This window comes from Marinobacter sp., from assembly GCF_014859525.1.
Classification (GTDB): Bacteria; Pseudomonadota; Gammaproteobacteria; order Pseudomonadales; family Oleiphilaceae; genus Marinobacter.
In genome coordinates this window covers 1-3540 of the sequence record NZ_JACUUB010000145.1, presented here as the reverse complement: position 1 = coordinate 3540, position 3540 = coordinate 1, and the positions used below count along the sequence as shown (strand labels likewise).

General features: G+C 56.2%; 4 protein-coding genes. All 4 read left to right on the top strand.

The features are described from left to right. Nucleotides 1-28 precede the first annotated feature (28 nt). The 4 genes from IBX51_RS14770 to IBX51_RS14755 all read left to right on the top strand — a co-directional run bounded on the left by IBX51_RS14770 (nucleotide 29) and on the right by IBX51_RS14755 (nucleotide 3509). Nucleotides 29-451 (top strand): hypothetical protein, encoded by a 423-nt coding sequence (locus IBX51_RS14770; protein WP_291832081.1) that lies wholly within the window; start codon nucleotides 29-31, stop codon nucleotides 449-451. Beyond that, on the top strand, nucleotides 444-1850 hold the full coding sequence (locus tag IBX51_RS14765; RefSeq protein WP_291832079.1) for a phage terminase large subunit: 1407 nt from the start codon (nucleotides 444-446) through the stop codon (nucleotides 1848-1850). Before IBX51_RS14770 ends, IBX51_RS14765 begins: the two co-directional genes overlap by 8 nt. A gap of 11 nt (nucleotides 1851-1861) precedes the next feature. Next, on the top strand, nucleotides 1862-2374 hold the full coding sequence (locus IBX51_RS14760; protein ID WP_291832077.1) for a hypothetical protein: 513 nt from the start codon (nucleotides 1862-1864) through the stop codon (nucleotides 2372-2374). Nucleotides 2375-2513: 139 nt separating this feature from the next. Beyond that, nucleotides 2514-3509, top strand: a complete 996-nt coding sequence (locus tag IBX51_RS14755) for a hypothetical protein (RefSeq protein ID WP_291832075.1) — start codon at nucleotides 2514-2516, stop codon at nucleotides 3507-3509. The last annotated feature ends 31 nt before the right edge of the window (nucleotides 3510-3540 follow it).

Genomic DNA, 3540 nt, shown 5'->3' with positions numbered 1-3540 from the left:
TTAACCGGCAATAATTGAGGGTTTACGCATGGCTAGACCGTTTGAAAAGCTACCTGCTGGAGCAAAGGCCCATCTTGAGAGCATGGCCGCTAATGGCCTGTTGTCCGAATCGGCAGCGGCTACTGCACTGGGTATGCCGCTCGACCAGTTCCGGCGCGTCATTACCGAGCATGGGCCAAGCAAAGAGGTCTGGCAGACTGCCCAGGCGATTGAACGTGACCAGCTACTCGCTGCGCTGTATGACCGTGCGGTGAATGGTGGCGATACCAAAGCGGCTCAAACTCTGCTGGCAGTCCGTCACGGTATGTCGGAGAAACAACCCAAAGGGGCCGGTGGTGGCGTAAGCGTCACGTTTAACCTGCCCCCTGCCCTTGACCCTGCCGAGTACTTAAGAGCCGTTAGGGTGCAGCATGGGGCCGATGATGCGCCTATGGGACTGACCCATGAGTGAACAGCGTCCTGACCAGTTGAGCCGCTGGCAGGCTCAGGCGATGGGGGTGCCGGAGCAGTTCGATCTGTTTCTTGGCGGTTCCCGTGGCTCAGGCAAAACGCATCTACTTTGTGCCCTGTTCCTTCGCCATGCAGAACAGCATGGGGAGCGGGCAAGATGCCTAGTGGTAAGAAAGTCATTCCCTGGCCTGATGGATCTTGAAGCTGAGATGAAAGCGTTCTTCGGTGCCGTGTATGGTACTGCGCTGCGATTCGATGGACAGAAACACCGCTTCACCCTGCCCAACGGTGCCACCGTCCAGCTTGACCAACTGGAGCGAGAAGCAGACTTCCAAAAGTATCAGGGTAAATCCTTTTCCCATATCGCTGTTGATGAGGCTGGCCAGTACTCCAGCCCGGCGCTGGTCGACCGTCTGCGCTCTAGTTTGCGTGCCCCTGCTGGAGTCCCTACGCGGTTCATCATGGCCGCTAACCCAGGCGGTGCTGGCCATGCCTGGCTGGTGCGTCGCCATGCCCTCAAAGAGTCCTGGCAGCCATACACCGATGCCGCGTCTGGGTTCGATTTTGTGACCATTAACGCGACATATCTTGATAATGAGTTCATCGACCGGGAACGGTACGCCAAGAACCTGATCGCCTCTTGCGCCACTGACCCGGAACTAGGCAAGGCATGGCTCAATGGTGATTGGTCAATCCTTCGCGGTGCGTATTTCTCAAGCGTCATTGATGAGACGCGCAACATGATAGAGCCGTGGGCCTGCCTGCCCCGTGAAGAGCCGGAAGATCCTTGGGCTGATGGCCCGACAAGCTGGCGTTTCTTCCTGGCGCATGACTTCGGCGTGAGTGCGCCGAGCGTAACCTATATTTGTGCGCTGAGTCCTGGCGCTGAGGGGCCGGACGATTACTTCTATCCCCGTGGCAGCATCATCCTGATTGATGAGGAAACTACCACGCATCCCGATGACCTCAATCAGGGACTAGGGCTGACCGTGCCAGATCAGGCCGACCGAATAACGCGCATGTGTAAGCGGTGGGGAGTCCAGCCAAGAGGCGTTGCTGATGATGCGATATTCAACAAGACCGGATCACAGTCTGGTTCTATCGCTGATGAGTTTCAAAAAGCTGGCGTGTATTTCCATCGAGCGAAAAAAGGTAGCCGGTTAGGTGGCTGGGAAACTATGCGCCGTTTGCTGGCTGATGCAGGCAAACCAGATATGCCTGGTCTGTATGTAAGTCGCAAATGCCAAGTCTGGTGGCAGACAGTGCCAGCACTACCCAGAGATCCCCGCAACCCCGAGGACGTGGACAGCACAGCGGCAGACCATGCTGCTGATGCTTGCCGGTATGGTTGCTTAGGCAATCACGATCACCCGCGAATCAAAGTTCAATTCACAATGTGAGGTAAAACACCATGAGCGAATCAGTCGAACAACTGCAATCTGAAATTGAAAAACTGCGCGACAAAAACGCGCAACTGATTAACGAGAAGCGCAAAATTCGCGATGAGCGCGACAGCCTGCAAGAGCAGTTGCAGACCATCACTACCGAGCGCGATGCCGCACAAGCTGAGGTCAAGCGGATCACAATCGACCTGCCCCGTGCTGAGGTACTCGAAGCGGTGGCCGTTGATGGTATGTCCGAGGTGCTACGGCGCGAACTCGAACACCACTTTGATATTGTCCGTACCGATGACGGCAAGGACGTATTTCACAAGGATGGACAGCCGGTCGAGGTCGAGGGCAAAGGCGTTGAATTTTCCGCTGATGGTATTCGCGTTCTGTATGAAAAAGCAGGACTGAAAATCGGCGCGATGCTCAAGGGTTCCGGTGCGACTGGTGGCGGTGCAATGGGTACGGTTATCGGTGTACGCAGCACTGAAAGCAAAAAAACTCAGCCGCAAAATGCACACTTCGGATTGAAGTGATATAATTATGGGGTGTCGCAAGTTATCCGTGGTGGCTTTCGACATCCCCGCATTACATGGGCCAGTGGCTCAACTCTTTTCCGCCTGGTGCAGGACAGAGACAACCCTATTTTTTCATTTTCTATAGAGGTGTCTCACAATGGCAACTACTCAACTTATCGACATTATCGAACCGGCGAAGTTTACCGACTATATCCTGCAGAACAGCATGGAGCGCACCGCGCTTGTGCAGGCTGGTATTCTCGCCCGTAACGCAGTTATCGAGGCTCAGCTTAACGCTGGTGCCGATTCCTTCACCGTACCGTTCTGGAATGACCTGGCGGACGATGAAGCCGACATCGTAAACGATAATCCTGCAACCAACTCCACCCCCGGAAAACTGACTGCTGGCAAGCAGGTAGTGCGCAAAAGTTTCTTGCACAAATCCTGGTCGAGCATGAACCTGGCATCTGAGATCGCCGGTGCTGATGCACTGGGCCGGATTCAGTCTCGCGCTGGTGCGTATTGGGATCGACAGCTACAGCGCCGCCTGGTTGGAACCATGAACGGCATCCTTGCCGATAACGTGGCGTCTGATGATGGCGATATGCTGCTGGACATCTCAGGCGAAACCGGAGACGCGGCCAAGTTCAGCGCCGCCGCCGTGATTGATGCGGCTGGGACTCTGGGCGACCAGTTGGGCAGCATTACCGGGATCGCCATGCACGGCGACCTGTACCGTGCTGCGCTCAAGGCTGACCTGATCGAGTTCGTCCGTCCGTCCGAGGGCAGTCTGACCCTGCCTACCTTCCGTGGTCTGGTGGTGATTCAGGATGACGCGATGCCCAAGGACGATGTAGCCGGAACCTATGTCACCGCGCTGTTCGGTGTCGGTGCCTTCGGCTATGGCGTATCGGCCCCGCGTATCGCCGCTGGTACTGAGGTCGAGAACCTGCCTTCCTCTGGTAACGGTGGTGGGCAGCAGATCCTCCACAGCCGATTAAACGTAGCGGTTCATCCTGCTGGGTTCAAATGGACAGAAACCAGCGTAGTGGACGAAAGCCCCAGCCTGGCAGAACTCGCTGCTGCTGCAAACTGGGCGCGTGTAGTCGAGCGTCGTGCCGTACCGCTGGCATTTTTGAAGAGCAAACTCTGATGGGCCAGAGTTACCTCAGCCGGTAGCCCCT